Below are 4,782 nucleotides of genomic sequence, written 5' to 3'. Positions count from 1 at the left end.
CTCAAGGGGTGACAAAGGGGTTCAAAGGTAATCAAGATAAAGACTCTAGCCAAATGAACCCAAAAGAAATAGAGTGGTTGAGACAACCACCCAAAATTTCAATATGTTACCATCATTCTATCAGGCCTGTTTACAAGCCAGCTTGACACAAGCACAATATCTGACTCTACAAATTCTTATACTGCTCCTACAAAGCCATAGAACAGTACAATTGGAGAGATTGGCCGCCTTATTTCCCCAACCAATTACCTTTGAAAGCAGAAGAAGAAATTTACAAAGGTTTCTCAAGTTACCGCAATTAAGTGTAAAATTGTTATGGTTTCCGCTAATTAAACACATTATTAAGCAAGAGTTTAGCGAAAAAAATAAAAATCGACATCAAAGAAGAAAACTGAAAAAACTTAAGCATCTGGGACATCTATTATTGGTAATTGACCGAACAGATTGGAAAGGAAGAAATTTGTTTGTAGCTAGTGTTATTTGTGGAAAAAGGGCGTTACCTGTGTACTGGATATTGTTAGATAAACAAGGAAGCAGTAATTTAGGGAACCAAAAAAACTTTCTCAAGCCGGTATTAAAATTTTTGAAATCCTACCCAGTTGTCGTGATAGGCGACCGAGAATTTCACAGTGTTCAACTAGGAAAGTGGCTAGACGAAAAGGGGATAGCCTTTATTCTGAGACAAAAGAAGGGAACATCTTTGCTATTATCAGGTGAAGAAAACTATCAACCTCTAAAAGCTCTAGATATTCAACCGGGGACTCAGCATTTTTTTTCGGATATTTATCATACATCTGCTCATAAACTTGGCCCTTTTAATTTGGCCACTCGCTGGAAAAGACGCTACCGTAGTAAACAAGCCGAAGCTCCTTGGTATCTTCTTACTAATCTTGACTCTTTGGATGAGACTTTAAATTTATATGAATCTCGTTTTGGCATTGAAGCAATGTTCAAAGATTGTAAAACGGGAGGTTATAATATCGAGAAAACTAAAGTTAGCGAACCGCGTTTTTTAGCTCTTGTTTTATTAATTGCTATCGCCTATTCTTTAAATACAATACGGGGTCAACAACTCAATATTTTACCCCACCGTGTTTATATTTGTCGCCTCAAAGAATCTAATCGTTCTGCTGAAAGACATAGTGATTTTTGGATAGGGACTTATGGTACTTTTTGGGTTGAGTCGATGGATATTTTTTCGGAACTTGCCCTTTCTTTGATACGCCTCAAACCCCAGAAAAACCCTTATTTCTCCAAAGGGTTAACGGCTATGAGCCTTATCAAGCAAGCTCTTTAACCTTTCTGTCACCCCTTGAGTAAAAAATGATTCCTCTGAAATGCACACATATTTCTGTATCTTGATAGTTTTTCTGGGGATTAGCATGATTATTGAGAGTCAGAAGCATATAGATTCTATTCATCCCGCTTTGAAATTTACCAGCAATCTGCTTTAATGTGCTTTCTTTGTCTTTTTTTGCCTGTAGGGATGCTTTGAGTTCAATTAAACAAATTTGCAGATGATAATTGAGAATTTTACCCCCATCATCGACTTTTCTCTGTAAAACTAATATAGCTTTTTCAGGGGTTTTGCCGGAAGCAGAGATACCGGGTAACTCTTTTTCTAAATTGATAACCCAGATTTTATCTACTTCTGTAGATATATTTTTGTCATTTTTAGACGATAACTTTAAGTGATTAATAACTACTTTCTTTAAATCGCTCTTATTTGTTTCTAGAATTTCAATATACTCATCCTGACTAGGGGAGATTTCTTCAATAAAACCCTGTTTTTCTAAAGCTTGATGAAACTCTTGTCTAAGGGAAAATATTTCTTTTTTTGAGTTAGACTTACTCATTCTCTGCTAAATAGATATGATTGGTTAAAATTTCGCCAGATTTCTGCACAGAGTTGATAACTTCTTTAAAGTTACGAAAATAAACACCATATTCACTGGTTCCATAATCAATAATTTTATCACCCGTGAAAAAGTAAACCCCTAAGTCTTCTTTAGCAATTGAAATTTCTGGATTTAAATTTTTTAATTGATTATCTTCAATAATTTTTGTGACATCAACATCATAACTTTTTAAGGTATGAAGATAAACATAATTGTTGAGAATATCGGTTAAAATCGGGCTATGGGTGGTGATCAAAACCCGATTATTATGCTCGGTGACAAATTGAACTAAAATATCCATTAAGCGAATTTGATTTTCGGGATGCAAATTAACTTCTGGTTCATCTATCATCAAAAAATTGTTTTTTTCCTTAGCCCAATATTTGAGATAAAGATACAAGATAGTCAACTGATTGACTGAAGATGAAGCTAGATACATGGGTAAATCTTTGCTTTCATCGAATTTAAAAGAAAATTGAATAGGTGCGATCGATTCTAGACTAGAAATGGTGATTTCTCCTCCCATTAATCCGGTCATCTTTTCAATCAGAGAATTATAAACTGAATTAATTTTTTTCTTGGTATTGAGAGAATAAAGCGACTCAATCACTTTATTCATTGGTTCTGTATAAGACCTTTTGGGTAATTGTTCTTGAAGACGTTTGAATATATCCCGATTAGTATCAACATCATCATCAATATTTTCTATTAATTCTTGCAATCGACGATTATACTCACTTCTTTTATTTCTCTCTATCTCATAAATGTACTGGTAGAAAACAGGAAAAAAACTACGACTAGCGGGGATAAAAAAAGTATCTTCTGCATGAGACAAAAGCACTCTTATTATTGACGGAATAATTACTGATTCCTTGTATGGTTTAGCTCTCTCAAAAAAGTCTCTGGGTATTTGATCAAATACTTTCTCAGGGATATTATTCTCTTTTATATTTATTGTTAGGCTACCTTTGCCCTTGCTAATCTGTAAATACTCCAGATCATTATTTCCTGCAACACGAACCAAAAAAGTTGTTTTAAATTTCGTCTCTTTAAATTCTTTGATATTTGCTTGAAAAACTAATTTATTGGAACCAATAATCGTTTCTTTAATACTAGCATCAAGATTATAGGTATTAACAACTTCTTTTTCAATAAACTGGCTAAATTTATTGAGAATCTCATCGATTAATTCTTGATTGATCGTAATTTTTTTAATAGGTTTTTCCGAGTCAATTACTAAAGAATCAATTTCGGTATTTTCGGAAAACCTTCTAATATTGTCATTATTAAAAATTGTCCATAAAAGCTGAGAAACTAGGGTTTTGCCACTATTATTGTAGCCAATAAAAGTATAGAACTTCTTGGTTAAATCTATGGTTTGATTATTATTTCTAATTGATCCCAAATTCTTGATCAGTAGTTCCATATTATTTTTACCAATCACACCGAGAGGATAACTAATTTTTTAAAGGTGGACAAAATGCCCACCCTTAACACTATTGTAAACTGCTAGTTAACTGACTTTTGGCCTTAGCTAAAGCTTCGCTTAACTTACTAGCATCCCGTCCCCCAGCTTGAGCTAAATTGGGACGACCACCACCACCACCGGCGCAGATTTTAGCGATCGCACCGATAAATTTACCCGCTTGTAAACCCTTATCTTTAATCACCCGGGGACTAAAAGCGGCCACTAAACTCACTTTATCAGCTGCGGGAGTCGAGGCCAAAACCACTGCCCCTTCCCCTAATTTTTGCTGTAGTCTTTCGGCTGCGGCCATCAAAGCATTAGCATCAATATCGCCCAAAGAAGCGACTAATAGCTTAAATTCGCCGATAGATTCAGCTTGAGATAGCAAAGCATCCGATTTATTTAGCGCCAACTCCTGTTTAACCGCTTCTAACTGCTTTTGTGTGCCTTTTAACTCTGATTGTAAGACCGTAATGCGATCGGGAATTTCCAGAGGTTTGACCTTAAAGCGATCGCACAAATCCCGCACCACCTGATCCCGTTCATTCAGGTATGCTAACACGGCAGGGCCGGCCACCGCTTCGATGCGACGAATTCCTGCGGCGATTCCCGTCTCGGAGATGATTTTAAATAAACCGATCTCGGCAGTATTTTTAACGTGAGTTCCCCCGCATAATTCCATAGAAACGCTAGGAATATCGATAACTCGCACTTCTGAGCCGTATTTCTCGCCAAACATGGCAATAGCTCCCTTCTGCTTCGCTTCTTCCAATCCCATCACCGCTATCTGGGTGTCATGCGCTTCGGCAATCCAAGTGTTAATCTGTTCTTCCACCTGTTGCAATTCAGCGCTAGTCAGGGGACGAGGACAGTTAAAATCAAAACGGAGGCGATCGAAATTGACTAGGGAACCTGCTTGGGAAATCCCCCCATCGACAAGCTTTTTCAGGGCCGATTGTAGCAGATGGGTGGCGGTATGATTAGCTTGGGCGCGACGACGACAGGAACGATCGATCTGTGCATTAATTGTATCGCCGGTGGTGACAATTCCCCGCTCAATCCGACCAAAATGGATAAAAATCCCCGATTCTTTCTGCACATCCTCAACGCGGATAAGCAGATTATCGCCGGTTAAATAACCCTTGTCACCGATTTGTCCACCCGATTCGGCGTAAAAAGGGGTTTGATCGAGAACTACCTGCACCTCAGTGCCTGCTGCGGCCGATTCCACCGTTTTACCGGCGACTAAAACTGCCGTTACTGTTGCGGTTGCTTGCAAATCCGTATAACCGAGAAATTCCGTCGGGTGAATATGTTCCGCCAGTTTATCTAAACTACCCTGTACCGTCAAATCTATGGTTTCGTGGGCGGCTTTTGATCTTTGCTGCTGTTTTTTCATTTCCTGCTCGAAACCCG

4 protein-coding genes are annotated in these 4,782 nt (G+C 37.8%); 1 reads left to right on the top strand and 3 read right to left on the bottom strand.

Going from position 1 to position 4,782, the window contains the following annotated elements; genetic code table 11:
- Positions 1-103 precede the first annotated feature (103 nt).
- Positions 104-1,297, top strand: a complete 1,194-nt coding sequence (locus tag PX481_RS13390) for an IS4 family transposase (RefSeq protein ID WP_045356150.1) — start codon at positions 104-106, stop codon at positions 1,295-1,297.
- On the opposite strand, the gene PX481_RS13385 is transcribed toward PX481_RS13390, so the two are convergent.
- The 3 genes from PX481_RS13385 to alaS all read right to left on the bottom strand — a co-directional run.
- A complete protein-coding gene (locus tag PX481_RS13385; RefSeq protein ID WP_288094727.1) occupies positions 1,281-1,856 on the bottom strand; it encodes a carbohydrate kinase family protein in 576 nt (191 codons plus the stop codon). The two genes, PX481_RS13390 and PX481_RS13385, sit on opposite strands and share 17 nt — an antisense overlap.
- A complete protein-coding gene (locus PX481_RS13380) occupies positions 1,849-3,324 on the bottom strand; it encodes an AAA family ATPase (protein WP_288094726.1) in 1,476 nt (491 codons plus the stop codon). The genes PX481_RS13385 and PX481_RS13380 overlap by 8 nt, the downstream gene beginning before the upstream one ends.
- Before the next feature lie 70 nt (positions 3,325-3,394).
- Positions 3,395-4,782: alanine--tRNA ligase (alaS, locus tag PX481_RS13375; RefSeq protein ID WP_288094725.1), on the bottom strand; the 1,388-nt coding region annotated here is incomplete at its 5' end.

The sequence above is a fragment of the Microcystis sp. M53603_WE2 genome (genome assembly GCF_030065435.1).
The sequence above is the reverse complement of the archived record's forward strand: the minus strand, read 5'-3'. Positions and strand labels throughout refer to the sequence as shown.